This is a genomic window from Bordetella genomosp. 6, from assembly GCF_002119705.1.
GTDB classification, from domain to species: domain Bacteria; phylum Pseudomonadota; class Gammaproteobacteria; order Burkholderiales; family Burkholderiaceae_B; genus Bordetella; species Bordetella bronchiseptica_F.
Window position 1 is genome coordinate 2,594,188 of the sequence record NZ_CP021107.1, and the last position, 26,299, is coordinate 2,620,486.

The window sequence follows — 26,299 nt, forward strand, 5'->3', positions numbered from 1 at the left end:
CCACACCATGATGAACCCGCAGCGCAGAACCTTGCTCAAGACCGGCGCCCTGGCGGCCGCCATGGCCGGCATCGGCGTCCCCTCCCTGGCGCGCGCCCGCGACAAGGTGCGCGTCGGCTACCTGCATACGCCGGCCGTCGACGGCCAGATCTGGACCGGGCAGCAGACCGGCGCGTTCGCCAAGCACGGGCTGGACCTGGAACTGATCCAGTTCACCACCGGCCTGGAACTGTTCCAGGCCATGATAGGCGGCAGCCTGGACATGCTCTCGACCGGCGCGGTGGTGTCGAACTTCCCGGCGCGCGGACAGGGCAAGGTGTTCCTGGTCAACAACATCGAATACGCCACCGCCCAGCTGTGGGTGCGCGAGGATGCGGGCATCAAGACTCTGGCCGACCTCAAGGGCAAGAAGATCTCGACCACCACCGGCACGACTGCGCACGTGTTCCTGGACCGCGCCCTGCGCAGCGTCGGGCTGCAGGCGGGCAAGGACGTGCAGATCGTCAACCAGCGCATGGCCGAGGCCGTCACCTCGTTCATTTCGGGCGCGGTGCCGGCGGTGGCGCTGTGGGTGCCGTTCGACGTGACCATCCGCCAGAAGCTGCCCGGCGCGCGCAAGCTGCTCGATGCCTCGGCGTTCTACCCGGAGGCGGCCATCGTGGGCGGATGGGCGGCGCGCAACGACTACTACGACAAGAATCCCAAGATCATCAACGCCCTGATCCAGGCCTGGGCCGAGACCAACGACTACCTGCTGTCGCATACCGACGAGGCGCTGGTGGCCCTGCAGAAGAACCACTACCAGCAAGTCCCGCTGCCGGACCTGAAAGAGCAGTTCAAGGCCTCGAAGTACTTCACCGCCGCCGAATGGCGCCAGCGCTACGCCGACGGCACCGTGACCAAGTGGCTGCAGCAGGTCACCGATTTCTTCGTGCAAAGCGCCAACATCGCCCAGCCGGTGCCGGCCGAGCGCTACTTCGACCCCAAGCCCTACATGGAGGCCGTGCGCGCCTGAGCGCGCCCAGGATCCGATGCCGCCCGCCCTGTCCGCTTCGTATGACTACATCATCGTCGGCGCCGGCTCGGCCGGCTGCGTGCTGGCCAACCGCCTCACCGCCGACCCGGCCTGCCGCGTGCTGCTGCTGGAGGCCGGCGGCGAGGACCGCAACTTCTGGCTGCGCCTGCCGGTGGGATACTTCCGCTCGATCTACGATCCGCGCTTCTCGTGGCAGTTTCCGGTCGAGCCCCAGGCCGAGACCGGCAACCGTCCCATCGTCTGGCCGCGCGGCCGCGTGCTGGGCGGCTCCAGTTCGATCAACGGGCTGATCTACATCCGCGGCCAGCATGCGGACTACGATGACTGGGCGCGCGCCGGCGCGCAGGGCTGGGGCTATCGCGACGTGCTGCCCTACTTCCGCAAGTCCGAGCGCTACAGCGGCGGAGCCAGCGAATACCACGGCGGCGCCGGCGAGCTGTGCGTCTCGGACCTGCGCAACGACCACCCCCTGTGCCGCGACTGGGTCGAGGCCGGGCTGCAGGCCGGCTTTGGCGCCAATCCCGATTTCAACGGCGCGCAAGACAGCGGCCTGGGCAATTACCAGCTCACGCTCAAGGGGCACTGGCGCTGCAGCGCGGCCACCGCGTTCCTGCATCCGGTGCGCGGCCGGCCCAACCTGACCGTGCTGACCGGCGTGCGCGTCACGCGCCTGCTGATCGACGGCGGCGTGTGCCGCGGCGTGCAATGGGTGGACGAGCGCCGGCGCGGCCAGCCGGCGCAGGCCCAGGCCGAGGCCGAGGTGCTGCTGGCCGCCGGCGCGCTGCAGTCGCCGCAGCTGCTGCAGCTGTCGGGCGTGGGCCCGGCCGGACTGCTGCGCCGCCACGGCGTGGCCGTGCAGGTCGACGCGCCGGAAGTCGGCCGCAACCTGCAGGACCACTACCAGGCGCGCGTCATCGTCAAGCTCAGGCATCCGCTCTCTCTCAACGACGACGTACGCAATCCCATGAAGCTGCTGGGCATGGGCGCGCGCTGGCTGCTGCGCCAGGACGGCCCGCTGACCGTGGGCGCTGGCCAGGTGGGCGGCATGGTGCGCAGCGAGCACGCGCGCGACGGGCGCGCCGACGTGCTGTTCAACGTGATGCCGCTGTCGGTGGACAAGCCCGGCGACGCGCTGCATGGCTTCTCGGGCTTTTCCGCGTCGGCCACGCAGTGCCGGCCGCTGTCGCGCGGCACGGTGGAGCTGCGCAGCGCCGATCCGTTCGAGGCGCCGCGCATCGTCGCCAACTACCTGACCGACCCGCACGACATCAAGGTGCTGGTGTCGGGCTTGAAACTCCTGCGCGAGATCTACCACCAGCCGGCGTTTCGCCATCATCTGAGCGGCGAGGAATACATGCCGGGCGAAGCCGTGCGCGGCGACGCCGACCTGGAACGGTTCGCGCGCACGCGCGGCGGCACCGTGTTCCACGCCAGCGGCTCATGCCGCATGGGCGGCGACCCGGCCTCGGTGGTGGACCCCGAGCTGCGGGTGCGCGGGGTGGAGCGGCTGCGGCTGATCGATGCGTCGGTGATGCCGGCGATGGTGTCGGCCAACACCAACGCCGCGGCCATCCTGATCGGCGAGAAAGGCGCCGACCTGGTGCGGGGCAGGCAGCGGCTGGCCGCCGCCTGACCCGCGCCAGGCTTACTCGGCCTTCACGCCGGCTTCGGCGATCACGCCGGCCCACTGCTTGCGCTCGGCGCTGATGCGCGCGGCGGCGTCGGCGGGCGTGGTCCAGGTCGAGATGGCGCCCTGGTTCAGCAAGGCGGTCTGCACCTCGGGCTTGGCCAGCGCTTCCTTGAGCACGGCGTTCAGGCGCTCGACCACCGGGGCCGGCGTGCCGGCCGGCGCGGCGATGCCGAACATCGAACTGACCTGGAAATTGGGCAGGCCGGCCTCGGCCGTGGTAGGCACATCGGGCAGCGATTCGACGCGCTGCGCCGAGGCCACCGCCAGCGCGCGCAGCTTGCCGCCCTTGACGTTGCCCTGCGCCGCCGGCACGGTCTCGATCATGCTGAGCACCTGGCCGCCCATCAGGTCGGTCATGGCCGGGCCGCTGCCCTTGTACGGCACGTGCAGCAGATCCACGCCGGCCACGCGCTTGAACATTTCGCCGGCCAGGTGCTGCGGCGAGCCGTTGCCGGCCGACGCCATGGTCAGGTAGCCGGGCTTGGACCTGGCCAGCGCGATCAGGCTTTGCAGCGAATCGGCCGGCACGCTGGGGTTGACCACGAACACCAGCGGCACCGTGCCCACGATGGCCACGGGCGCGAAACTCTTTTCGATGTCATACGACACGCGGCCCTGGTAGAGCTCCGCGTTGATGGCATGGCTGGTCATGGCGCCCATCAGGATGGTGTAGCCATCCGGCGTGGCCTTGGCCACGACGTCGGCGCCGATGTTGCCGGCCGCGCCGGCGCGGTTCTCGACCACCACCGACTGGCCCAGCGCACCGCTCATTTCCTTGGCCAGCACGCGGCCGATCACGTCCGTGGCGCCGCCCGGGGGGTACGGCACGATCATGCGGATGGGACGGTCGGGATAAGCGTTCTGCGCGGCGACGGGCTGCAGCGCGAAACCGGCGCACAGCGCCAGCATGGAACAGAGGGCTGCGCGGCGCGGCAGGCGCGCGGATTGACGGTCGGACATGGATGTTCTCCTCCTGTGTGCCGGGTGGTGGATCTGACGGAGCAGGTGCAGGCGCCCCGCTCGCTTTGGCCGCAGTGTAGGCGGCATTTCTTGATTGATGAATCCGTATTTTTCTATTGAATGATCCATAAAACAGATCAATAAAGAAAATCCTGGAATTCGCTTGCGGCCGGGATTGCGCGCTGGCTATGATAGCCGCCTGAATTATCAATAATATTATCGAGGCGTTAGATGACCCAGCACGACCAAGGCGGCCAGCCGCCCGGCGGCCTGTCCAAGGGCCTGACCAACTACGGCGACACCGGCTTTTCGCTGTTCCTGCGCAAGGCCTTCATCAAGGGCGCCGGCTATACCGACGATGCGCTGGCGCGCCCGGTCATCGGCATCGTCAACACCGGCAGCAGCTACAACCCCTGCCATGGCAACGCCCCGCAACTGGTCGAGGCGGTCAAGCGCGGCGTGATGCTGGCCGGCGGGCTGCCGGTGGACTTTCCCACCATCTCGGTGCACGAGAGCTTCTCGCAGCCCACCAGCATGTACCTGCGCAACCTGATGTCGATGGACACCGAGGAGATGATCCGCGCCCAGCCCATGGACGCGGTGGTGCTGATCGGCGGCTGCGACAAGACGGTGCCCGCGCAGCTGATGGGCGCGGCCTCGGCCGGCGTGCCGGCCGTCCAGCTGGTGACCGGCTCGATGCTGACCGGCTCGCACCGCGGCGAGCGGGTCGGCGCCTGTACCGATTGCCGCCGCTACTGGGGCCGCTACCGCGCCGACGAAATCGGCACGGCCGAGATCACCGACGTCAACAACCAGCTGGTGGCCAGCGTGGGCACCTGTTCGGTCATGGGCACGGCCAGCACCATGGCCTGCCTGACCGAGGCGCTGGGCATGATGATCAGCGGCGGCGCCTCGGCGCCGGCGGTCACGGCCGACCGCATCCGCGTGGCCGAACGCACCGGCGCCACCGCCGTGGCCATGGCGGCGGCGCGCCTGACCCCCGACCGCATCCTGACCGGCAAGGCCATCGAAAACGCGCTGCGCGTGCTGCTGGCCATCGGCGGCTCGACCAACGGCATCGTGCACCTGACGGCCATCGCCGGCCGCCTGGGCATCGACATCGACCTGGCCGGCCTGGACCGCATGAGCCGCGAGACGCCGGTGCTGGTGGACCTCAAGCCCTCGGGCCAGCACTACATGGAAGACTTCCACAAGGCCGGCGGCATGCCGGCGCTGCTGCGCGAACTGCGCCCGCTGCTGCACCTGGACGCCCTCACCGTCTCCGGCCGCACGCTGGGCGAGGAGCTCGACGCCGCGCCCGCGCCGTTCGCGCAGGAGGTGATCCGCGCCTTCGACGCCCCGATCTATCCTGTGGGCGGCCTGGCGGTGCTGCGCGGCAACCTGGCGCCGGGCGGCGCCATCATCAAGCAGTCGGCCGCCGATTCCCGGCTGATGGAGCATGAAGGCCGCGCCGTGGTGTTCGAGGACGCCGAGGACATGGCGCGCCGCATCGACGACGAGACGCTCGACGTCACGGCCGACGACATCCTGGTGCTCAAGCGCATCGGGCCCACCGGCGCGCCCGGCATGCCCGAGGCAGGCTACATGCCGATCCCGCGCAAGCTGGCGCGCGCCGGCGTCAAGGACATGGTGCGCGTCTCCGACGGCCGCATGAGCGGCACCGCCGCCGGCACCATCGTGCTGCACGTCACGCCCGAAGCCGCCATCGGCGGGCCGCTGGCCTACGTGCGCAATGGCGACCGCATCCGCCTGTCGGTGCGCCAGCGCGAAATCAGCCTGCTGGTCAGCGAGGCCGAGCTGGCGCAGCGCGCCGCCGCCCAACCGATCGAACGGCCGCAGGCCGAGCGCGGCTACCGCAAGCTGTTCCTCGACACGGTCACGCAGGCCGACCAGGGGGTAGACTTCGACTTCCTGCGCGCACCCGCCAGCAAGCAGACCGTGCCGCCGCGCTGAGCCCCCATGACCCTGACCGCCCTGCCCGCCGACCCGCCGCCCGCCGACGCCCTGGACCTGGCGGTGGAACAGCTGGAAGAAGACATCGTCTTCGGCCGGCTGTTTCCGCGCCAGCGCCTGACCGAGGACGAGCTGATGGCGCGCTTCGGACTGAAGCGGCACGCGGTGCGCCAGGTGCTGGCGCAGCTGGAGCAGCGCGGCGCGGTCGAACGCAAGCGCAACGTGGGCGCCGAGGTGCACGCGTTCACCGCGCGCGAAGTCATGGACCTGTACGACCTGCGCGAACTGCTGGAGACGCGCGCGGCCGAGCGCATCGCCCTGCCCGTGGACGAGGCGCGCCTGGCCGCGCTGGTGGCCGTGCAGCGCGAGCACGACGCCGCGGTGGCCGCGGGCGACGCGCGGCGCGTGTTCCGCAGCAACCAGCGGTTCCATCGCGAATTGTTCGGCCTGCTCGACAACCCGGTGCTGCGACAGGCCATCGAGGAATACGCGCGCCGCACCCATCCGATCCGCTTCGGCAGCCTGGCCGCGGCCGGCTACCGCGAGCGCGCGCGCCAGGAGCACTGGGCCATGATCGAGGCGCTGCGCCAGGGCGACCGCGCCGCGCTGGTGGCGCTGTGCCGCAGCCATCTGCTGCCTTCGCGCGACGCCTATCTGGCCGCCGCCGGGCTGCGCGCCGGCTGAACCCTCTGCCTGACACGAAACAGCCGGGCAAACCCCTATGGTGGGGTAGCCCCCTGGCCCGGTAGCGTAGCGAAAAATCTTTGATCAAAGATCAAATGCCTGCGCTGACTCACCCCGACCCGCTCGTCCACACCTCCGTCAACGAAGCCATCTACCGGCGCCTGCGCGACCACCTGATGCGCGGCGACTATGCCGCCGGCGCGGTGCTCGGCATCCAGGAGCTGGCCGATGCATTCGGCACCAGCGCCATGCCGGTGCGCGAAGCGCTGCGCCGGCTGGTCACGCAGCGCGCGCTCGAACCGATGAAGAGCCGCTCGGTGCGCGTGCCGGTGATCTCGCGCGCCAGCCTGGAAGACATCCGCCGCGCCCGCGTGCTGATCGAGGGCCATGTCACCGCCTGGGCGGTCGAGCACATCACGGCGCCGGAACTGGCCGAACTGCGCGCGCTGGCCGACCAGATCGGCAGGTCGCTCAGCGATACGGCGTCGGTCCAGGCCGGGCTGGAGAACAACCAGCGCTTTCACTTCACCATCTACCGCGCCGCGCGCTCGGACTCGATGCTGGCCACCATCGAAAGCCTGTGGCTGCAGTCCGGCCCCTACCTGCGCGCCACGCGCGAGCTGATGCATTCCGACGAACGCCCCTCGGCCGAGCTGCACGCGGCCATCGTCGAGGCCATCGCGCGGCGCGACGCCGACAGCGCGCGCGCGGTCATGGCGCAGGACATCAGCTGGGCCTTCGACAGGCTGCAGGCGCTGCAACCCGCCATGCCCTGAGCCGGCCCCGACCCGTTTCGCCTTTTTCCATGGAACCGATTCATGTCCCTGCATAAGCACCGTTCCCGCATGGTTACCCAAGGCCTGACGCGCACGCCGCATCGCGCCTTCCTGCGCGCCACCGGTTTCGACGACGCCGCCCTGGAGAAATCCATGGTCGGCATCGTGAGCACGCAAGGCGAGAACACGCCCTGCTCCATGGCCCTGGCGCCGCAGGCCGACCGCGCCCGCCTGGGCGTGGCCGCCGGCGGCGGCGTGCCGATCAGCTTCTCGACCATCTCGATCTCCGACGGCACCTCGATGAACCACGCCGGCATGCGCATGAGCCTGCTGTCGCGCGAGACCATCGCCGACAGCGTCGAGCTGGTGGTGCGCGGGCACGCCTATGACGGGCTGGTGGCGTTCGCCGGCTGCGACAAGACGCTGCCGGCCATGATGATGGCCATCGTGCGGCTGAACGTGCCGGCGGTGTTCCTGTACGGCGGCGCCACCCTGCCCGGCCACGCGGCCAGCGGCCAGGCCACCATCCTCGACACCATCGAAGCCGTCGGCCGGGTGCAGCACGGCACCATGGCGGCGGCCGAGCTCAAGGCGATGGAGCGCACCTGTACGCCCTCGGCGGGCTCGTGCCCGGGCCAGTTCACCGCCAACACCATGGCCATGGTGGGCGAGGCGCTGGGCCTGTCGCCGCTGGGTTCGGCGATGATGCCCGCGGTCTACAGCGAACGGCTGGCCATCGCGCAGCGCGCCGGCGAGCATGTGATGCGCGCCCTGGCCGCCGGCGGCCCGCTACCGCGCCAGCTGGTGACGCGCGCCAGCCTGGAGAACGCCTGCGCCGCGGTGGCGGCCACCGGCGGCTCGACCAACGCCGCCCTGCACATTCCGGCCATCGCGCACGAGGCCGGCATCGCTTTCACGCTGGACGACGTGGCCCGGGTGTTCAAGCGCACGCCGCTGATCGCCGACCTGCAGCCCGGCGGCCGCTACCTGGCGCGCGACCTGCACGAGGCCGGCGGCGTGCCGGTGGTGCTCAAGGCCCTGCTGGACGGCGGCTACGTCGACGGCAGCGTGCTGACGCTCGACGGCCGCACGCTGGCCGAGGCCCTGGCCGACACGCCCGCGCCCGACGGCAAGGTCGTGCGCGCTTGCGGCCAGGCCCTGCACCCCACCGGCGGCGTGGCCGTGCTCAAGGGCAATCTCAGCCCCGACGGCGCGCTGCTGAAGATCGCCGGCCTGAAGTCGCTGAAATTCTCCGGGCCGGCGCGCGTGTTCGAGAACGAGGAAGCCTGCATGCGCGCGGTGTCCACCCACGCCTACCAGCCGGGCGACGTCCTGGTCATCCGCAACGAGGGCCCCAGGGGCGGGCCGGGCATGCGCGAGATGCTCAGCGTCACGGCCGCCCTGTATGGACAGGGGATGGGCGAGAAAGTGGCGCTGCTGACCGACGGCCGCTTCTCGGGCGCCACGCGCGGCCTGTGCATCGGCTACGCCGGGCCGGAAGCGGCCGCCGGCGGCCCCATCGCGCTGCTGCGCGACGGCGACATGATCCACATCGACGCCGAGGCCGATACGCTGGAGGTGGCGCTGTCCGACGAGGAGCTGGCGCGCCGCCGCGCCGCCTACCGGGCGCCGCCGCAGGCGCGCCTGGCCGGCGCGCTGGAGAAATACGCCGCGCTGGTGCGCCCGGCCTGCCAGGGCGCGGTCACCCACTCCGGCCAGGTCGATTGGCCTTACGAAACGCCGGAGGCCGAATGAGCGCCACCCTGGCTTTCTGCGGCGCCGGCCTGATGGGCGCGCCGATGATACGGCGCCTGCTGGCGGCCGGCCATCGAGTGCGCGTCTGGAATCGCAGCGCGGCCAAGGCGCGCACGCTGGCGGCCGACGGCGCGGTGGTGTGCGCCACGCCGGCCGAGGCGGCGGCGGGCGCGCAGGCGGTGTTGCTGTGCCTGACCGACCAGGCCGCGGTGCAGGCCACGGTGTTCGGGCCGCACGGCGTGGCCGAAGTGGCCGGCGGCCTGCTGGTGGACCACTCCAGCATCGAACCGGACGCCACCCGCGCGCTGGCGGCGCGCCTGCTGGCCGCCAGCGGCCGCGTATGGATCGACGCGCCGGTCTCCGGCGGCGTGGCCGGCGCGCAGGCCGGCACGCTGTCCGTCCTGGCGGGCGGGCCGGCCGCGGCGATCGAGGCCGCGCAACCCTGGCTGCGCGCCTACGCCGGCCGCGTGACGCGACTGGGCGACACCGGCGCCGGCCAGATCGGCAAACTGTGCAACCAGACCATCGTGGCCACCACGGTCAACGCCATCGCCGAAGCCGTGGCCCTGGCCCGCCGCAACGGCATCGACGCCGCCGCCCTCGACACCGCCCTGGCCGGCGGCTGGGCCGATTCGGTCTTGCTGCGCATCTTCGTGCCGCGCATGACCGCGCCGGTCGAACAACCGCTGGGCGCCCTGGAGACCATGCTGAAAGACCTGGAGAACGTGGCCGCGCTGGCCGCAGCCAGCGGCACGCAACTGCGCGGGCTGCAGGGCGTGCTCGACAGCTACCGCACGGCCGCCGCGCGCGGCCTGGGCCCCGGCGACCTGTCCGACATCGTGCGCGTGGCGTGGCCCGAGCGGCCGGCCGCGCCCGCCAGGGAGCCCGCATGAAACTGGCCGCCAACCTGACGCTGCTGTATCCCGGCCTGCCGCTGGCCGCGCGCATGGCCGCCGCGCGCGAGGACGGCTTCGCGGGGGTGGAGATCCTGTTTCCGTACGACCTGCCGCCCGAGCAGTTGGCGGCGCAGCTGCGCGAGCACGGCCTGGCCCTGGCGCTGGTCAACACGCCGCTGGGCCCGGCCGGCGAGAAAGGCCTGGCCTGCGTGCCCGGCCGCGAAGCCGATTTCGCGGCCGCGCTGGAGCAGGCCCTGGCGGTGTGCCGCGCCACCGGCTGCCGCATCGTGCACGCCATGGCGGGCATGCCGCCGGCGCCGGCCGGCATGGACGAATGCCGCGCCACGCTGGTCGGCAACCTCCAGCGGGCCGCGCCGCGCGCCGCGCAGGCCGGCGTCACGCTGACCCTGGAGCCGCTCAATCGCGCCGACATGCCGGGCTATTTCTATTACCTGCCCGAGCAGGCCGCCGACATCGTCCGCGCGGTCGGCCAGCCGAACGTCGGCCTGCAGTTCGACATCTACCACAACCTGCGCGAAGGGCTGGACCCGCACGCCGAGCTGCGCCGCGTGCTGCCGCTGGTGCGCCACGTGCAGTTCGCCGGCCCCGACGGGCGCCACGAACCCGATCCGGCCAGCCCGCCGGTGGCCGCCGCGCTGCGCCTGCTGGCGCAAAGCGGCTACGATGGCTGGGTGGGATGCGAGTACACGCCGCGCGGCCTGGCCAGCGCCGGCCTGAAGGCCTGGCGCGGCGCCTACGACGCCGCCTGCGGCGCGGGAGGTGCGGCATGCGCGTCCTGATCACCGGCGCCAACGGCTACATCGGCCGCGCCCTGGCCGAGCGCCTGTGCGCCCTGCCCGGCGTGCCCGGCCATGGCGCGCTCGAACAGCTGACGCTGTGCGACCTGGCCTTCGACGCCGCGCCGGCCGACCCGCGCGTGCGCCAGGTGGCCGGCGACTTCGCCGACCCCGCCACGCTGGCGGCCATCACCGACCCGCCGCCGGACCTGGTGTTCCATCTGGCCTGCGTCGCCAGCGGGCGCGCCGAACTGGAGTTCGAGCTGGGCCTGCGCGTCAACCTGGAAGGCTCGCTGCGGCTGCTGGAGCGGTTGCGCCGCCAGGGCCGCTCGCCCGGGCTGGTGTTCACCAGCAGCATCGCCGTCTACGGCGCGCCGCTGCCCGCGCTCGTCACCGACGACACGCCGCTGGCGCCGGCGCTGAGCTATGGCGCGCAGAAACAGGCGGTCGAGATCCTGCTGGCCGACTACACGCGACGCGGCTTCGTGCGCGGCCGCGCGGTGCGCCTGCCCGGCGTGGCGCCCCGCCCGCCTGCGCCCAACGGCGCCTGGTCGGCGTTCTCCAGCACGCTGCTGCGCGCGCTGGCGGCGGGCCAGCCGTGCGAAATGCCGGTCGGCCCGCAGGCCACGCTGTGGCTGATGTCGCTGCCGTGCTGCGTGGACAACCTGCTGCGCGCCGCCGAGCTGACCGCCCAGGCGCCGCCGCCCGGCGGCCGCACCGCCTGGACGCTGCCGGCGCTGCACGTGTCGGTGCGCGACATCGTGCAAGCCTTCGATGCGCGCAGCCAGGGCGCGGCCACGCCATTGGTGCGTTACGCGCCGCGCCCCGATATCGAAGCGCAGTTCGGCAACCAGCCTCCCCTGCGATGCGATGCCGCGCAGGCCGCCGGCTTTCGCCACGACGGCAGCCTGCCGGCGCTGCTGGAGCGGGCCGTCGGCCCGCCGCCTTGATCCTGCCGCACCAACGGCCCGCCGCCTGGCGCGCCCCCCCATAAAACAAGGAGACATGATGCACAAGACCCTCGCCGCCGCCCTGTTCGCCCTTGGCCTTGCGGGCTCGGCCCCCGCCATGGCGCAAAAGCCGGTCGAGCTCACCCTGTCGAGCTGGCTGCCGCCCACCCACGCCGTCGTGGCGGACTTCCTCATGCCCTGGGGCGAGGAAATCCGCAAGGCCACCGATGGGCGCGTGACGCTGCGCCTGCTGCCCAAGGCGGTCACCAACCCGGCCGGCCACTTCGACGCGGTGCGCGATGGCCTGGTCGACGTGACCTTCGTCTCGCACGCCTATTACCCCGGGCGCTTCCAGCTGACCAAGTTCGCCGTGCTGCCGTTCTCGGGCGACACCGCGACCTCGCGCTCCATCGCCGCCTGGGACACCTACGAGAAGTACCTGCTCAAGGCCGACGAGCACAAGGGCGTGCGCCTGCTGGGCATCTATGCGCACGGCCCGGGCATCGCCTTCACCACCAGCAAGCCGGTCAAGCAGATCGGCGACTTCCAGGGCCTGAAGATCCGCGTCGGCGGCGGCATGGCGGCCGACGTGGCCAAGGCGCTGGGCGCCAGCCCCATCGCCAAGCCGGCGCCCGAGTCGTACGAACTGCTCAGCACCGGCGTGGCCGACGGCGTGTTCTTCCCGGCCGAATCGCTGGTGTCGTTCAAGCTGGACAGCATCATCAGGCACGCGACCGAATTCCCCGGCGGCCTGTACTCGGACACGCACGCGGTCATCATCAACCGCGACGCCTTCGCACGCCTGTCCAAGCAGGACCAGGACACGCTGGTGCGCCTGTCGGGCCGCCACCTGGCCGAGCTGGCCGGACGCGCCTGGGACACGCACGACGCGGCCGCGCGCAAGGTGCTCGAAGGCGGCGAGATCGAGCTCGTCAAGGCCGACGACGCGCTGGTCGAAGCCGTGCGCGAACGCACCAAGGGGTTCGAGCAGGCATGGCTGGACGCGGCCAAGGCCAAGGGCATCGACGGGCCCGCCGCGCTGGCGTCGTTCCGCGCCGAGATCAAGCAGCTGGACCAGCAACGCTGAGCGCGCGCCATGCGGATCCTGGACCGGGCCGTCACGGCCCTGCTGCGCGCCATCGTGGTCGTCAGCCTGTGCGGCATGAGCCTGCTGACGGTGGCCGACGCCACCGGGCGCTACCTGCTCAACCGTCCCATCACCGGCACGGTCGAGATGGTCGAGCTGCTGATGGTGGCGGTGATCTTCGCCAGCATCCCGCTGGTGACCCGCGCGCGCGGCCACATTACGGTCGACAGCTTCAGCCACCTGTTCTCGCCCGCGACCCTGCGCGCGCAGGACTGCGTGGCCGGCCTGCTGTCGCTGACGGTCAGCGCCTGCCTGGCCTGGGTGGCGCTGCGCAAGGCGCAGAGCACCGCCGACTACGGCGACATGACACCCATGCTCAACATTCCCCTGGCACCCTTCGTGTACGCCATGGCGGCGCTGCTGGCCCTGGACGCCGCCTACCGGCTGGCGGCCCTGGTCGGGCCTGCCGCTACGCCGCCGGAACCGAACCAAGATGATTGAATCCCTGTCCGCCCTGGGCGCCATGCTGGCGCTGGTTTTCATGCGCGTGCCCGTGGCCTTCGCCATGGCGCTGGTCGGCTTCGTCGGCCTGGGCCTGCTGCGCGGCTGGCCGCCCGCCTACGCCATGGCCGGCTCGGTGATCTACGAAAGCGGCTTCCAGTACCTGCTGTCGGTGCTGCCGCTGTTCATCCTGATGGGCAACTTCGTCACCGAGTCGCGCATGTCGCGCGAACTGTACGCCGCCGCCCACGCGCTGCTGGGCCATCGGCGCGGCGGCCTGGCGATGTCCACCATCGCGGCCTGCGGCGGTTTCGGCGCCATCTGCGGCTCCAGCCTGGCGACCGCGGCGACGATGGCCAAGGTCGCCTATCCGGAAATGCGCCGCATGGGCTACAGCGAGAAGCTGGCGGCCGGCTCGATCGCCGCCGGCGGCACGCTGGGCGTGCTGATCCCGCCCTCCATCATCATGGTGGTGTATTGCCTGCTGACCGAACAGAGCATCGGCAAGATGTTCGCCGCCGGCGTGCTGCCCGGCGTGCTGGCGATCCTGTGCTACATGGCGGCCGTGGCCTGGGTCGTGCGCCGCGACCCGGCCGCCGGCCCGCGCGGCCCGCGCAGCACCTGGGCGCATACCCTGCACGCGCTGCGGCAGGTCTGGATGGTGCTGGCGCTGATCGGCATGCTGCTGGGCGGCATCTACGGCGGCCTGTTCACGCCGGCCGAGGCCGCCGGCGTGGGCGCCTTCCTCAGCTTCCTGTTCGCCTGCAGCCGGCGCGCCATGACGTGGCGCCGCTTCCTGGACGTGGTGGTCGAATCGGCCAAGACCACCGGCATGATCTTCGTGGTGATGATAGGCGCGCTGATGCTGGCCAATTTCATCAACTTCACCTCGCTGCCGCAGGACCTGCTGGACGTGGTCGCCCGCCACCAGCTCAGCCCGCTGACGGTGATCCTGGCCATCTGCGTCATCTACATCGTGCTGGGCTGCGTGCTGGAGAGCATGTCCATGATCCTGCTGACGGTGCCGGTGTTCTATCCGCTGGTGCAAAGCCTGGGCTTCGACCTGATCTGGTTCGGCATCATCGTGGTGGTGGTCACCGAGATCAGTTTCATCACCCCGCCCTTCGGCATGAACGTGTTCGTGCTGCGCGGACTGCTGCCCGGCGTGTCCACGCCCACGATATTCCGCGGCGTCATGCCGTTCGTCGTCAGCGACGTGGTGCGCCTGGCGATACTGGTGCTGTTTCCCTCGATCTCGCTCCTGCTGCCGTCGTTCGTGCGCTAGGGACGGCCGGCGCGGGCTTGTACGCCGAGGCGGCCAGGTGCTCGCGCAGCTGCGCCACCAGCGCGGCCGCCGCCGGCGACAGGGTGCGGTTGCGCGAGGTCACCAGGCCGATGGAGCGCTCGGCCACCGGCCCGGTCAGCGCGCGCTCGACGATGCCGCTGTGCGCCACCGCCGCGGCGGCGATCTCCGGCAGGGCCGCCACGCCGAAGCCGCATTCGACCATGGCGACGATGGTGGCCAGGTGCTCGGCCTCGAAGGCCGGCTGGAAGCGGATGCGGTTCTGCAGGAAGGCCCACTCCGTGTACTGCCGCACGCTGCTCGGATGCACCATCGACACGTGCGGCGCCGCCAGCGTGTCGACCCAGCGCAGCGGCCCCTTGCCGCGCGCCAGCGCATGGTCCTGCGGAATCAGCAGGATGAAGCTGTCGGACATCATGGGCACGTAGTGCAGGTCCGCCTGCTGCGGATCCGCCGCGGTCAGCGCGAAATCGACTTCGCCGGCGCGCACCAGGTCGAACGCCGGGCCCGACAGCGTGTCGTGCACTTTCAGCGCCACCCCGGGATGGGCCTGCCGGTACGCCATCAGCACCCGCGGCAGCAGGCGCGCGGCCAGCGACGGCAGCGCCGCCACCGCCACCTGGCCGTGCTCGGCGCTGGCGATGCCGCTGACCGCGTCGATGGCCTCGCGAAACGCCACCTGCAGCGACGCGGCCTGCTGCATGAAGACTTCGCCGGCGGCCGTCAGCCGCACAGTGCGCGTGGTGCGGTCGAACAGGCGCACGCCCAGCGCCTCCTCGATGCGCAGCACCTGGGTCGACAGGGCCGATTGCGACAGGTGCAGCTGCGCCGCCGCCTGCCGGAAATTGAGCGTGCGGCCCAGCACCAGGGTGGTCTCGATATCGCGCATGGACAGATTGATTTTCATGGCGCCCCACTGATCTATTTTATCGATCATTCTATCCAAAAAATCTGATTCATCAATCAAAGCCGTTTCCCTACACTGGCTGGCATTGCGAACACTCCTGCGAGAAAGGAACAACATGAGCTCTCCCGATTCCGCGCTGGGCCGTCCCGGCGCCAGCCATGCGGTCGTCATCGGCGGCGGCACCATGGGCGCCGACGTGGCGGTGGTGCTGGCCCGCGCGCTGTGCCGCACCACGGTGGTGGAACCCGACGCCGGGCGCGCCGCCGCGCTGCCGCGCCGCGCCGCCGACAACCTGGCGCAGGCCGGCCGCGCCGAGGGCGCCGCGCACATCACGGTCGTGCCCGGCCTGGACGCGGTCGAATGGGATTCGGTCGGCCTGGTGATCGAGTGCGTTCCCGAGCGCCTGGACATCAAGCAGGCGCTGTTCGCCGAGCTGGCGCGCCGCGCGCCGGCCCACGCCATCCTGGCCAGCAACAGCTCCAGCTTCCCGATCAGCGCCATCGGCGCCGGCCTGCCCACGCGCGAACGCATGCTGGGCCTGCACTTCTTCATGCCGGCGCACCTGGTGCCGCTGGTCGAGGTGGTGCTGTGCGAAGCCAGCGATCCGGCCCGCGCCGACGTCCTGATCGCCTTCATGCGCCGCTGCGGCATGGTGCCGGTCAAGGTCGCGCAGGACCTGCCGGGCTTTCTGGCCAACCGCCTGCAGCATGCCCTGTCGCGCGAAGCCTTCGATCTCATCGACCGCGGCATCGCCTCGCCCGAGGACGTGGACGCGGCGGTGCGCTTCGGCTTCGGTTTCCGCTTCCTGGCCGCCGGCCCGGTCATGCAGCGCGACCACGCCGGCATCGACGTGCACGCGGCCGCCGGCGCCACCATGTATCCGACCTTCTGCAACGCCGATACGCCGGCGCGCTGCCTGACCGAGCGCGCCGCCGACGGCCGCCACGGCATGAAGGCCGGCACGGGGTTCTATGCATGGACGCCCGATACCATCGCCGCCGAGCGCGCCCGCTACGACCGCCTGCTGCGCGCCGGGCTGGACCTGCTGGCCGCCGAGCTGCCGGAGATCCAGCCATGAGCCCGTCGCCGTTCGCCGCGGGCGCGCAGGCCGCGCTGGCCGACTCGCCCCTGATCGTCACGGTGGCGCCCAACGGCGCCTACAAGACCGCCGCCGACCACCCCGCCGTGCCGCTGACGGCGGCGGCGCTGGCGGCCGAGGCGCGCGCCTGCCTGGACGCCGGCGCGGCCATGATGCACATGCATGTGCGCACCCCCGAGGGCCGCCACTCGCTGGACGTGGCGGCCTACCGCGAGGCGCTGGCGGCGGTGCGCCAGGCCGTCGGCGACCGACTGCTGGTGCAGGTCACCAGCGAGGCGGCCGGCGTCTACCGCGCCGCCGAGCAGATGGCCATGGTGCGCGAACTGCGCCCCGAGGCCGTCTCGATGGGCCTGCGCGAAATCGCCGTGCCCAATATCCCGGAACGCGAGCTGGCCGACTTCCTGGCCTGGGTCGCGGCCGAACGCATCATGGCGCAGATCATCCTGTACGACGCCGCCGACGTGGCCAAGTGGCAGGCGCTGCGCGCGCGCGGCCTGGCGCCCGAGGGCGCCTGGTCGGTACTGTTCGTGCTGGGCCGCTACGCGGCCGGCCAGGTGTCCTCGCCACGCGACCTGCTGCCCTTTCTCGAAGTCTACGACGGCTCGCTGCCCTGGGCCGTCTGCGCCTTCGGGCGCGAGGAGAACGCCTGCGTGGCCACCGCGGCCGCGTTCGGCGGCCATATGCGGGTGGGCTTCGAGAACAACCTCAAGCTGAGCGACGGCGCGACCGCCCCGGGCAACGCGGCCCTGGTGGCCCAGGCCGCGCAGGCCGGCCGCGTGCTGGGCCGGCCCATCGCCACCGCCGCGCAGGCGCGCGAGATCTACGGGCGGCTGGGGTAGCCAGCGGTGCCTGTCCCAGTGTGGACAGGCACGCCGCCGCAGAGGTCAGTTCCCATGCCGGGACAGACACGCCAAAGGGTCGGATGACGCCGGCGCGATGGCGCGCCAGGCCCGCAGCTTGGCGGCGAAATCCATCGCCGCGTGCGCCGGGCTGGTGGACGGCAGCGCGACGTAGCGCAGGTGCGCCAGGCCGTGCAGGCGCGGCAGCACGTGGCGGCGGTACAGCGCGGCCGCGGCCGCGCCGTTGAAACCCACACAGGCGATGTCCGGATGCGCGGCGAAGAAGGCCTGGAAATCGTTGGGATGCACGCTGCCGGCGACGATGGCGGCGTCCAGGCTGCCCGGGCGCTCGCAAGCCTGCAGCACATCCCACAGGGCCACGCCGGCCCGCTGCAGGGCCTGCACGCGGCGCGCGTATGGCAGCGCGGCGTCCACGCCGAACAGCTCGGCGGCGATCGGCCAGAAGGCATTGCGCGGATGCGCGTAGTACTGCTGCGCCCGCAGCGAGGCCACGCCCGGCATGCTGCCCAGCACCAGCACGCGCGCGTCGGCGCGCGCCAGGGCCGCGAACCCCGCTACCTGCGCCATGCGCTGGCCAGCCATTGCTGCTGCTCGCGCGGCAGTCCGGCGGGCCGGTAATAGTGCTCCAGGGCCTGGAAACCGGCGGCTTCCAGCAGCGCGCGCCAGGACTCCCAGTCATGCCACACGCCATAGCGTCCGCGCGACCAGCCCTCTTCGTTGCCGCCGCGCGGGTTGGAGCAGAACAGCACGCCGCCCGGCTTGAGCGTGTCGCGCAGCTCGCCCAGCACGCGCGGCAGTTCCTGCGTCGGCACGTGAAACAGCGACGCGTTGGCGAAGATGCCGTCGAAACGACCGGCCGGCAGCGCCAGCCGCAGGAAATCCTGCTGCCACACTTCGCAGCCGCTGGCCTGCCGCGCCATGGCCACGAAGTGCGCCGCGCCGTCCAGGCCGACGGCAGCGTGCCCCAGCGCCGCGAACGTCTTGAGGTCGCGGCCCGGGCCGCAGCCGAAGTCCAGGATGGTATACGGCGGATCGCCCTGTATATGGCGCAGCAGGGCCGCGATATTCTGGCTCACGTCGTGGTCGCGCGTGCCCACCTCGAACGAAACGGCGTTGTCGTCGTAGTGGGCCAGCGTCAGCGCCGCGATCTGGCGCAGGTCGTCGGAAGTCAAGGTCATGACGCGATTGTGCCGCAAAGCGGCGCCGGCGCGGCGCCGCAACGCCGCGCCGGCCGGACCTCAGGCCGCCATGCGCCGCTCGATGGCGGTGCGCGTCATCGGCAGGTCCTCGGGCAGACGCGCGGCCAGCTGGGTGAACAGTTCGTCGTGCAGCGCCAGCTCGGCGCGCCATGCCGGCAGGTCCACCGAGATGACCTGCTCGAACTTGTCCGGGCTGAATTCCAGCCCGGTCCAGTCGATATCGCCGTAGGCAGGCGAGATGCCGAACACCTGGTCGACCCCGCCGGCCTGCCCATCCAGGCGGCCCAGCATCCAGCGCAGCACGCGCATGTTCTCGCCGAAGCCCGGCCAGACGAACTTGCCGTCCGGCCCCTTGCGGAACCAGTTGACGCAGTAAATGCGCGGCAGCGTGGCGCCCAGCTCTTCGAGGCGGCGGCCCAGCTTGAGCCAGTGGCCGAAGTAGTCGCTCATGTTGTAGCCGCAGAACGGCAGCATGGCGAACGGGTCGCGCCGCACCACGCCTTGCTGGCCGGCCGCGGCCGCGGTGGTCTCCGAGCCCATGGTGGCGGCCATGTAGACGCCCTCGACCCAGTTGCGCGCCTCGGTGACCAGCGGCACGGTGGTCGAGCGGCGCCCGCCGAAGATGAAGGCGTCGATCGCCACGCCCTTGGGGTTTTCCCATTCGGGGTCGATGGACGGGCACTGCGCGGCCGGCGCCGTGAAGCGGGCGTTCGGATGCGCGGCCTTGCGGCCGGTCTCGGCGGCGATGGCCGGCGTCCAGTCCTGGCCCTGCCAGTCGATCAGGTGCGCCGGCGGCGTGTCGGTCATGCCTTCCCACCACACGTCGCCGTCGTCGGTCAGCGCCACGTTGGTGAAGATCACGTTGGCCTTGAGCGTGGCCATGGCATTGAAGTTGGTCTTCTCACTGGTGCCCGGCGCCACGCCGAAGTAGCCCGCCTCGGGGTTGATGGCGTGCAGCCGGCCATCCGGGCCCGGCTTGATCCAGGCGATGTCGTCGCCGATGGTGGTGACCTTCCAGCCGTCCATGCCGTGCGGCGGGATCAGCATCGCGAAGTTGGTCTTGCCGCAGGCCGACGGGAACGCCGCGGCCACGTGGTATTTGCGGCCCTTGGGCGAGGTCACGCCCAGGATCAGCATGTGCTCGGCCAGCCAGCCCTCGTCGCGGCCCATGGTCGAGGCGATGCGCAGCGCGAAGCACTTCTTGCCCAGCAGCGCGTTGCCGCCGTAGCCCGAACCGAAGCTCCAGATCTCGCGCGTCTCCGGATAGTGCACGATGTACTTGGTGGGGTTGCACGGCCAGGCCACGTCCTGCTGCCCTTCGGCCAGCGGCATGCCCACGCTGTGCACGCACGGCACGAAGGCGCCGTCGCTGCCCAGCACGTCAAAGACCTTGCGGCCCATGCGCGTCATGATGCGCATGTTCACCACCACATAGGGGCTGTCGCTCAGCTCCACGCCGATGTGGGCGATGGGCGAACCCAGCGGCCCCATCGAGAACGGCACCACATACATGGTGCGGCCGCGCATCGCGCCGTCGAACAGGCCGCCGAGCGTCTCGCGCATGGCCTGCGGGGCGGCCCAGTTGTTGGTGGGGCCGGCGTCTTCCTCGCGCTCGGAACAGATGAAGGTGCGGTCTTCCACGCGCGCCACGTCCGAGGGATCCGAGCACGCCAGGTACGAGTTGGCGCGCTTGGCCGGGTTGAGGCGGCGCATCGTGCCAGCCTGGACCATCTGTTCGCACAGGCGGTCGTATTCCTCCTGCGAGCCGTCGCACCACACCACGCGGTCCGGCTTGGTCAGGGCAGCGATCCGTTCCACCCACGCGATCAACCCGCTGTGCTTGACGTAGTCGGGCACGTTCAGCGCGACGGGTTTGACTTCGGATGGCTTGTTCATCGGTAGGGTCTCCTGCGGTGTAACGAACACTGGCCGGGCCATGGCCGGGCCAGCGGCATTGGGATGGGCCTCATCATACTTGCGACCTCCGGCCCCACCAACTCGGCCAGTTGCATGAGCCGGGGACAAACCCGGGTTTACCCTAGGAAAAAAGGTAATATCCCGATTCAAAATCAATGGGAGGGCGCATGCCCCAATCGACAGCCCGCGCCGCCTGGAAGCGCGAGCTCGCCGCCACGCTGGCGCTCAGCCTGCCGCTGGTGCTGACCAACCTGGCACAAATGGCCATGACTGTTACCGATGTGATCTTCATCGGCCGGCTCGGATCGCAGGCGCTGGCCGCCAGCGCGCTGGGCGCCAACCTGTTCACCGCCATCGAATTCTTCGGCCTGGGCCTGGTCGCGGCCACCGCGCCCATGGTCGCGCATGCGCTGGGCCGGCGCGGCAACGCCGTGCGCGACGTGCGGCGTACCGTGCGCCAGGGCCTGTGGACCGCGGTGATCTATTCGGTGCCGGGCTGCCTGCTGCTGTGGCACGGCGAAGCGATCCTGCTGGCCATCGACCAGCCGCCCGAACTGGCCGCGCAGGCCGGCACCTACCTGCGCGCGCTGATGTGGGCCATGCCGCCCTTCCTGGGCTTCCTGGTGCTGCGCTCGTTCGTGGCGGCGCTGCAGCGCCCGCGCTCGGCCTTCCTGATCGCGCTGGCCGCGATCGTGCTGAACGTCTTCGGCAACTGGGTGCTGGTGTTCGGCAACCTGGGCGCGCCGGCGCTGGGCCTGGTGGGCGCCGGCCTGGCCAGCGCGCTGGCCACGCTGGGCCTGTTCCTGGGCATGGTCGGCGTGGTCTGCCTCGACCGCCGCTTCCGGCGCTACCATCTGTTCGGCGGTTTCTGGCAACCGGACTGGCAGCGCCTGGCCGAGTTCTGGAAGCTGGGCCTGCCGATCGGCGCGGCCACCGCGTTCGAAGTCACCATCTTCAACGCCGCGGCCTTCCTGATGGGCTGGCTGGGCGAGCCGGAACTGGCCGCCCACGCGGTAGCGATCCAGATCGCCGGCGTCACCTTCATGGTCCCCTACGGCATCGCCCAGGCGGCCACGGTGCGCGTGGGACACGCGCACGGCGCGCGCCAGCCCGACCAGGTCGCGCGCGCCGGCTGGTGCGCGTTCTCCCTGGGCATCGGCAGCATGGTGATCGCCGCCGCGCTGATGCTGCTGGCTCCTGGCCTGCTGGTGTCGGCCTTCCTGGACATCGGCGACCCCGCCAATGCCCAGGTGCTGCGGCTGGCCACCGCCTACCTGGCGGTCGCCGCCCTCTTCCAGATCGTCGATGGCGCGCAGGTGCTGGGCGCCGGCATGCTGCGCGGCCTGCACGACACCCGCGTGCCCATGCTGTACGCGGCGCTCGGCTATTGGGGCGTGGGCCTGCCCAGCGGCGCGGCGCTGGCGTTCTGGGCCGGCTGGCGCGGCGTGGGCATCTGGAGCGGGCTGGCCATCGGCCTGGCGCTGGTCGCCGTGCTCATGATGCAGCGCTGGCTGCGCCGCGACCGCGTGGGGCTGCTGCGGCGCGCGCCTGCCTGAGGCGCCCCGCCCCGCCTGGGCGTCGGTCACGGGCGTTCGGGCACGCCGGCCAGAAAATGCTCCGCCGCGACGATATCCAGGTCGTTGCGCCGGTCCCGCGCCAGGAACGGCACCACCGCGCGGAAATCCCGCCACAACCGGCCCGTGCCCGCGCCCAGCGCGCGCGGGCCGCCGTCGCGCTGGCGCAGGTCGATGGCCTGCGACGCGTGCAGCAGCTCCACCGCCAGCAGGGTGCGCAAATGCCCCAGTTGCGCCGCCACCCGCTGGCCCACCAGCGGCGCATTGGTGCCCACGTCCTCGATGTTGCCGGTCTGCGGCTGCACGTCGGTCAGCACCGGCGCCGACAGCGCGCGCACCTGGGTGGCCAGCGACGAGGCCGTCTTCTGGATCGGACCGTAGCCGATGGCGCCGCCGCCGGGGCTGAGAAAGCGCGGCAGGCGCGTGAAGGCCGGATCGGTCAGGCGCAGCGTGCGCTGGGCCGACAATTGCGCCACCTGCGACAGCGCAACCGCCAGCCCCTGCAATGGCTGGGCCCAGGCGCTCGGGTCGAAGCCGGCGCTGGGCAGCACGGCGCCGCGCACCGGCCCGTCGACCACATAGAATTGGCGTTCGTACGGGCTGGCGTCCTGCGCGGGCGCCACGTCCAGCGCCACCGTGGGGTTGTCGTCCGAGCTGTTCAATTGCACCGCGAGTTGCCGTTCGAGCAGCTCCAGCAGGTCGCGCGCCGCGCCATGGACCTGGCTGGCGGTGCGGAAGCTGAGCGGATCCTGCAAGGCGCGCGCGCCGTCCGGCGACCACAGCGCGCTGCCGCGCAGCAGCTCCGCCATGTGGGCGGCGGCCTGCCGCTGGCCGTCATAGGGGCGCTGCGCCTGGGTGACCGGCAGGATGGGCGCGAGGTTGCCGTCCAGGGCCTCCAGCGACAATGCCGCCAACGCGTCGGCCTGGCGCAGCGCGCGGGCGGCATCGATGGCCGCCAGCGTGGCCAGCGCCGCGCCGTAGGCATTGGCGCTGACGATGGACAGCGCATCCTTGCCGAACGGGCGCACCGGCGCCAGCGCCTGCGACCGCAGCGCCTCGGCGGCGGGCTGGCGGCGGCCGCCATGCCATACCTCGCCCTCGCCCATCATGGCCAGCCCGATCTGGGGCAGCACGGTGATATCGGCTTCGCCCACCGAGCCGTTGCCAAACATCACCGGCGTGATGTCCCGATTGAGGAATTCGGCGTACTGGCGCACCAGCGCCGGCTGCATCCCCGTTCCGCCGTACAGCGCCGTATTGAGGCGGATCAGCATGGCCGCGCGCGCCACGTCGGCCGGCACCAGCTCGCCGAACGCCGCGCTGTGCGAATGCAGCAGCGTCGCATTGAAGCGCTCGGATATCGCGCGCACTTCGGGCGAGAGCCGCCCGCCTTCGAACAATGTCTGGTCCTTGTTCAGGCCCACGCCCCGGTTCAGGCCATAGACCGGCCGGTCGCTGGCCGCGTACGCCAGCAGCAGCGCATGGGACCGCTCGACGCGCGCGGCCGCCCGCGGGTCGATCTCCACCGGACAGCCCTGCCGCGCCACCTGCGCCACCTGCGGCAAGGTCAGCGAACGGCCATCCAGGCGCACCGCCGCGCAATCGGCCCCTGCCGCCACGGGCGCGCCAAGCAGCGCCAGGATGGCGAGCGCCACGGCCGCCGGGCGGCGCCCGCACTGTTTGAATTTGTCTTGCATCGCCACTCCGTGTGGAACCGGCGCGCGCCGGCCCGGCGCCCTGCCGATGGCGGGGCGCCGGGCGCGCGGCGTCCGGTAAAAGGCGGCCGGGCGGCGCCCGGCCGGCAATCAGCGCGCCGCCTCCAGCGGCAGCTGCATCAGGTCGTGACCCACCACGACCGGCCCCTTGAAGGTCTGCTGCGCCTGCATCCAGTGCTCGCGCGGGGCGTTGCCCGGCACCAGGTGCGAAAGCACCAGTTGCCTGACGCCGGCGCGCGTGGCGACCTCGCCAACCTGCTGCGGCGTCGTGTGCGCGTCGAACAACTGGCGGCTCAGGGCCTGTTGGCGCGCATTCCACGGCTTGGGCCCGACGATGTGGTCGATCCAGGCCGGATCGATCGCCTCGTGCACCAGAATGTCCGCGCCCCTGGCCAGGCGGATCAGGTTCTCGCTGACGGCGGTGTCGCCGGAGAACACCACCGAGCCGGCCGCCGTGTCGAAGCGGAACGCCAGGTTCGGGTAGACGATGCCGTGCGGCACCAGCGTGGCGGTGACCTTGACACGCTCATCCTGCCAGACCGGAAACGGCTCCATGGGCGGCGCCGGATCGACGTTGGGATCCTTGACGATGCCCGGCGGGATCGCGATGTCGTGCGCCTTGAAGAACTGCCGCACGTCGGGCACGCCTTCGTGGCGCACGCGGATGTTGAGGTCGGCCGCCATGCCGGCCACCACGGACTCGACCAGGTCCACCGTGCCGGCCGAAGGGTTTTCCGCATGCACGACCACGTCGTCGTGCATGCCGGGCGCCAGCGGCGGCAACACGCCGCGCCGCCCCGGCCCGAAGATCTGCAGCGACGCCTTGGCGCGGCGCCGCGCGCTGGGGTCGTACATGAGCAGGTTGGCCAGGTCGATGACGTGGTCGGTATGCAGATGGGTGAAGAACACCGCCTGCTCGTCGCCCGGCTTGATGCCGGCCTTGCGGATCTGCCGGTAGGCGCCCGAGCCGAGGTCGACGATATAGGCCTTGCCGTCGACCACCAGAGCCGACGAAATGCCGTGCGGCGAATCATCGCCATACCAGGTCGGGCCGCCGGCCACGCCCAGCAGCACCAGCCGCGCCGCGCTGGCCGACGCGGCCGGGGCCGCACCGGCGGCCTGCGCGGCCCCGGCCGCGCCCCAGGCGGCCGCCGCGACGGCGACCGCGGCGGCCGCCATGCGCCAGCGCACCCGCGCGCCAGCCAGGGAAAGAATGCCTGCTGCGTACATGCTTGCTCCTCGGATTGTCATTGTGGTCGTTCTCATGCGGAAAGCCGGCGCGGCGCCAGCCACAGGGCCGCCAGGGCGATGACGCTGGCGCCCATCACGTACAGCGCCGGCGCGAACGCCACGCCGGTCGTGTAGGTGATCCAGGTCAGGATGGCGGGCGCGAAGCCGCCGAAAATGGTCACGGCCGTGTTGTAGGACAGGGACATGCCCGACGAACGCACCGCGGTCGGGAATATCTCGGACAGCGCGGCCGGCGCCACCCCCACGTACAGCGACACCATCAGGCAGCACAGCGATTGGGTGACGACCAGCGCGAACGGCGTGTGGTTGGCCTTGAGCCACATCATCAGCGGATACACGGCAATCAGCATGACGACCGCGCCCAGGGTCAGGACGGCGCGCCGCCCGATGCGGTCGGACAGCGAGCCGGCCGCCACACAACCGCCGATGAGGAACAGGTTGCCGATCAGGGCCGCCAGGAACGCTTCCGAGCTGGCGAATCCGAGGTTCTTCTGCACATAGATCGGCATGAAGATGATCAGCGAATAGGGGCCGATCGCCCACAGCACCGACAGGCCGATGCCCGCCAGCAGCTGCTTGGGATACTCCCTGATGACGCGCAGCAGCGGCGTCCGGTTCTTTTCCTGGCTGCGCGCCTGGCGCGCCTGCTCCTCGCGGAAATGCGGCGTCTCGTCCAGCGCGCGGCGCATCCACAGGCCCACCGGCGCGATGGCCAGCCCCAGGATGAACGGAATGCGCCAGCCCCATTCGCCGACCTGTTCTTCGGTCAGCACGGTGGTGACCACGGTGGCCACCAGCGCCCCCAGCAGATTGGAGATGCCCATGCTGGCCTGCAGCCACGAGGCATACTGGCCGCGCTTGCCTTGCGGCGCATGCTCGACCAGGAAGGCGGTGGCGCCGCCGACTTCGCCGCCGGCCGAGAAACCCTGCAGCACGCGGCCGCAGACGATCAGCAGCGGCGCGCCCACGCCGATGGCCGCATAAGGCGGCGCGGCGGCGATCAGCAGCGTGCCCAGCGCCATCAGCATGATGGTCAGGGTCAGCGCCGCCTTGCGCCCGGCGCGGTCGCCGTACGATCCGAGCACCAGCGCGCCCAGCGGCCGCACCACGAAGCCCAGGCCGAAGGCCAGGAACGACGCCATCAACTGTACGGCCGGGTCGTCGTTGCGGAAGAAGTTCTGGCCGATATAGACCGCGAACAGCGCATAGACGGTGAAGTCGTACCACTCGAGCGCGTTGCCGGCCGAAGCCGCGATCACCGCCTTGCGGCCGGAGCGCTCCTGGGCCGCGCATGCCGGCGCGCCATGCGCCGGCATGCCGCCGACGCCCGGATTGATTGCCACGTCCTTCATTTTGGTTTTCCCCTTG

The 26,299-nt window shown here is 71.3% G+C and carries 23 protein-coding genes; 15 read left to right on the forward strand and 8 right to left on the reverse strand.

Going from position 1 to position 26,299, the window contains the following annotated elements; genetic code table 11:
- Nucleotides 1-7 precede the first annotated feature (7 nt).
- Both CAL11_RS12150 and CAL11_RS12155 read left to right on the forward strand, forming a co-directional pair.
- On the forward strand, nucleotides 8-1,015 hold the full coding sequence (locus CAL11_RS12150; RefSeq protein WP_080703406.1) for an ABC transporter substrate-binding protein: 1,008 nt from the start codon (nucleotides 8-10) through the stop codon (nucleotides 1,013-1,015).
- Between the two features lie 16 nt (nucleotides 1,016-1,031).
- On the forward strand, nucleotides 1,032-2,669 hold the full coding sequence (locus CAL11_RS12155; protein WP_086093076.1) for a GMC family oxidoreductase: 1,638 nt from the start codon (nucleotides 1,032-1,034) through the stop codon (nucleotides 2,667-2,669).
- Nucleotides 2,670-2,681: 12 nt separating this feature from the next.
- Here CAL11_RS12155 and CAL11_RS12160 read toward each other — a convergent pair whose 3' ends face one another.
- Complete coding sequence (locus CAL11_RS12160) at nucleotides 2,682-3,686, reverse strand: Bug family tripartite tricarboxylate transporter substrate binding protein (RefSeq protein WP_033469981.1); 1,005 nt, start codon at nucleotides 3,684-3,686, stop codon at nucleotides 2,682-2,684.
- Between the two features lie 231 nt (nucleotides 3,687-3,917).
- Between CAL11_RS12160 and CAL11_RS12165 the strand changes: the two genes are divergently transcribed.
- The 10 genes from CAL11_RS12165 to CAL11_RS12210 all read left to right on the forward strand — a co-directional run bounded on the left by CAL11_RS12165 (nucleotide 3,918) and on the right by CAL11_RS12210 (nucleotide 14,391).
- The gene (locus CAL11_RS12165) at nucleotides 3,918-5,660 is read left to right on the forward strand and encodes an IlvD/Edd family dehydratase (protein WP_086093077.1); all 1,743 of its coding nucleotides are present in this window, start codon (nucleotides 3,918-3,920) and stop codon (nucleotides 5,658-5,660) included.
- Between the two features lie 6 nt (nucleotides 5,661-5,666).
- Nucleotides 5,667-6,344 (forward strand): GntR family transcriptional regulator, encoded by a 678-nt coding sequence (locus tag CAL11_RS12170; protein ID WP_086093078.1) that lies wholly within the window; start codon nucleotides 5,667-5,669, stop codon nucleotides 6,342-6,344.
- 95 nt (nucleotides 6,345-6,439) lie between these two features.
- Nucleotides 6,440-7,120, forward strand: a complete 681-nt coding sequence (locus CAL11_RS12175; RefSeq protein WP_033447260.1) for a GntR family transcriptional regulator — start codon at nucleotides 6,440-6,442, stop codon at nucleotides 7,118-7,120.
- Between the two features lie 42 nt (nucleotides 7,121-7,162).
- On the forward strand, nucleotides 7,163-8,875 hold the full coding sequence (gene ilvD, locus CAL11_RS12180; RefSeq protein ID WP_086093079.1) for a dihydroxy-acid dehydratase: 1,713 nt from the start codon (nucleotides 7,163-7,165) through the stop codon (nucleotides 8,873-8,875).
- A complete protein-coding gene (locus tag CAL11_RS12185; RefSeq protein WP_086093080.1) occupies nucleotides 8,872-9,768 on the forward strand; it encodes an NAD(P)-dependent oxidoreductase in 897 nt (298 codons plus the stop codon). The genes ilvD and CAL11_RS12185 overlap by 4 nt, the downstream gene beginning before the upstream one ends.
- On the forward strand, nucleotides 9,765-10,571 hold the full coding sequence (locus tag CAL11_RS12190; protein ID WP_086094572.1) for a hydroxypyruvate isomerase family protein: 807 nt from the start codon (nucleotides 9,765-9,767) through the stop codon (nucleotides 10,569-10,571). The genes CAL11_RS12185 and CAL11_RS12190 overlap by 4 nt, the downstream gene beginning before the upstream one ends.
- Nucleotides 10,559-11,518, forward strand: a complete 960-nt coding sequence (locus CAL11_RS12195) for an SDR family oxidoreductase (protein WP_086093081.1) — start codon at nucleotides 10,559-10,561, stop codon at nucleotides 11,516-11,518. The genes CAL11_RS12190 and CAL11_RS12195 overlap by 13 nt, the downstream gene beginning before the upstream one ends.
- 55 nt (nucleotides 11,519-11,573) lie before the next feature.
- The gene (locus CAL11_RS12200; RefSeq protein WP_086093082.1) at nucleotides 11,574-12,605 is read left to right on the forward strand and encodes a TRAP transporter substrate-binding protein; all 1,032 of its coding nucleotides are present in this window, start codon (nucleotides 11,574-11,576) and stop codon (nucleotides 12,603-12,605) included.
- A 9-nt stretch (nucleotides 12,606-12,614) separates the two neighbouring features.
- Entirely contained in the window at nucleotides 12,615-13,106 is a 492-nt protein-coding gene (locus tag CAL11_RS12205; protein ID WP_086093083.1) for a TRAP transporter small permease, read from the forward strand.
- Nucleotides 13,099-14,391: a TRAP transporter large permease gene (locus CAL11_RS12210; protein ID WP_086093084.1), complete on the forward strand. Its 1,293-nt coding sequence runs from the start codon at nucleotides 13,099-13,101 to the stop codon at nucleotides 14,389-14,391. Before CAL11_RS12205 ends, CAL11_RS12210 begins: the two co-directional genes overlap by 8 nt.
- Here CAL11_RS12210 and CAL11_RS12215 read toward each other — a convergent pair.
- Nucleotides 14,315-15,316: a LysR family transcriptional regulator gene (locus CAL11_RS12215; RefSeq protein ID WP_086093085.1), complete on the reverse strand. Its 1,002-nt coding sequence runs from the start codon at nucleotides 15,314-15,316 to the stop codon at nucleotides 14,315-14,317. The genes CAL11_RS12210 and CAL11_RS12215 overlap by 77 nt on opposite strands.
- Before the next feature lie 115 nt (nucleotides 15,317-15,431).
- Between CAL11_RS12215 and CAL11_RS12220 the strand changes: the two genes are divergently transcribed.
- Both CAL11_RS12220 and CAL11_RS12225 read left to right on the forward strand, forming a co-directional pair.
- Entirely contained in the window at nucleotides 15,432-16,394 is a 963-nt protein-coding gene (locus CAL11_RS12220; protein ID WP_086093086.1) for a 3-hydroxyacyl-CoA dehydrogenase family protein, read from the forward strand.
- Nucleotides 16,391-17,254, forward strand: a complete 864-nt coding sequence (locus CAL11_RS12225; RefSeq protein WP_086093087.1) for a 3-keto-5-aminohexanoate cleavage protein — start codon at nucleotides 16,391-16,393, stop codon at nucleotides 17,252-17,254. The genes CAL11_RS12220 and CAL11_RS12225 overlap by 4 nt, the downstream gene beginning before the upstream one ends.
- Nucleotides 17,255-17,299: 45 nt before the next feature.
- Here the strand turns inward: CAL11_RS12225 and CAL11_RS12230 are convergent, their stop codons facing one another.
- The 3 genes from CAL11_RS12230 to CAL11_RS12240 are packed head-to-tail and all read right to left on the reverse strand — an operon-like array spanning nucleotide 17,300 to nucleotide 20,370.
- The gene (locus CAL11_RS12230) at nucleotides 17,300-17,776 is read right to left on the reverse strand and encodes a DNA-deoxyinosine glycosylase (protein ID WP_244172953.1); all 477 of its coding nucleotides are present in this window, start codon (nucleotides 17,774-17,776) and stop codon (nucleotides 17,300-17,302) included.
- Between the two features lie 53 nt (nucleotides 17,777-17,829).
- Entirely contained in the window at nucleotides 17,830-18,453 is a 624-nt protein-coding gene (locus tag CAL11_RS12235; RefSeq protein WP_086093088.1) for a class I SAM-dependent DNA methyltransferase, read from the reverse strand.
- Between the two features lie 60 nt (nucleotides 18,454-18,513).
- On the reverse strand, nucleotides 18,514-20,370 hold the full coding sequence (locus tag CAL11_RS12240; RefSeq protein WP_086093089.1) for a phosphoenolpyruvate carboxykinase (GTP): 1,857 nt from the start codon (nucleotides 20,368-20,370) through the stop codon (nucleotides 18,514-18,516).
- A 188-nt stretch (nucleotides 20,371-20,558) separates the two neighbouring features.
- Between CAL11_RS12240 and CAL11_RS12245 the strand changes: the two genes are divergently transcribed.
- Nucleotides 20,559-21,947 (forward strand): MATE family efflux transporter, encoded by a 1,389-nt coding sequence (locus CAL11_RS12245; RefSeq protein WP_086093090.1) that lies wholly within the window; start codon nucleotides 20,559-20,561, stop codon nucleotides 21,945-21,947.
- A gap of 26 nt (nucleotides 21,948-21,973) precedes the next feature.
- Here CAL11_RS12245 and CAL11_RS12250 read toward each other — a convergent pair whose 3' ends face one another.
- The 3 genes from CAL11_RS12250 to CAL11_RS12260 all read right to left on the reverse strand — a co-directional run bounded on the left by CAL11_RS12250 (nucleotide 21,974) and on the right by CAL11_RS12260 (nucleotide 26,283).
- Nucleotides 21,974-23,662, reverse strand: a complete 1,689-nt coding sequence (locus tag CAL11_RS12250; RefSeq protein WP_086093091.1) for an HAL/PAL/TAL family ammonia-lyase — start codon at nucleotides 23,660-23,662, stop codon at nucleotides 21,974-21,976.
- A gap of 108 nt (nucleotides 23,663-23,770) precedes the next feature.
- Entirely contained in the window at nucleotides 23,771-24,910 is a 1,140-nt protein-coding gene (locus tag CAL11_RS12255; protein WP_244172800.1) for an MBL fold metallo-hydrolase, read from the reverse strand.
- 32 nt (nucleotides 24,911-24,942) lie between these two features.
- Nucleotides 24,943-26,283, reverse strand: a complete 1,341-nt coding sequence (locus CAL11_RS12260) for an MFS transporter (RefSeq protein ID WP_086093093.1) — start codon at nucleotides 26,281-26,283, stop codon at nucleotides 24,943-24,945.
- Nucleotides 26,284-26,299: the final 16 nt, after the last annotated feature.